1 protein-coding gene is annotated in these 611 nt (G+C 65.6%); it reads right to left on the bottom strand.

The genetic code is table 11. The annotated features are described in order from the left end of the window. A partial coding sequence (locus AC1DYI_RS37930) for a homocitrate synthase/isopropylmalate synthase family protein (RefSeq protein ID WP_477209196.1) occupies nt 1-611 on the bottom strand: 611 nt, incomplete at both ends.

Genomic DNA, 611 nt, shown 5'->3' with positions numbered 1-611 from the left:
CTTGTTGGCCGACCAGCCCACGTCTTCGGCCCGCATGATCTCGTAGGTGTCGCGCGCCTTCAGCACACCGTCCTGGTGGATGCCGCTGGCATGGGCGAAAGCGTTGGCGCCAACCACCGCCTTGTTCGGCTGCACGACGAAGCCGGTGGTCTGGCTGACCATGCGCGAGGCCGGCACGATCTGCGTGGTGTCGATGTTGACGTCGAGGCCGAAGTAGTCACGCCGCGTACGCACGGCCATCACCACCTCTTCGAGCGAACAGTTGCCTGCGCGCTCGCCCAGGCCGTTGATCGTGCATTCGATCTGGCGTGCACCGCCGAGCTTCACGCCGGCCAGTGAGTTGGCCACCGCCATGCCCAGGTCGTTGTGGCAGTGCACCGACCAGATCGCCTTGTCCGCGTTCGGGATGCGCTCGCGCAGGTGGCGGATGAAGTTGCCGTACAGCTCGGGGATCGCGTAGCCCACCGTGTCCGGGATGTTGATCGTCGTCGCGCCTTCGTTGATCACCGCCTCCAGCACGCGGCAGAGGAAGTCCGGGTCCGAGCGGTAACCGTCTTCGGGCGAAAACTCGATGTCGCCACACAGGTTGCGCGCAAACCGCACCGCCAGCT

This window comes from Ideonella sp. P3_A4 (genome assembly GCF_056403075.1).
Note: the sequence above shows the minus strand (reverse complement) of the source record. Positions and strands in the feature narration are given on the sequence as shown.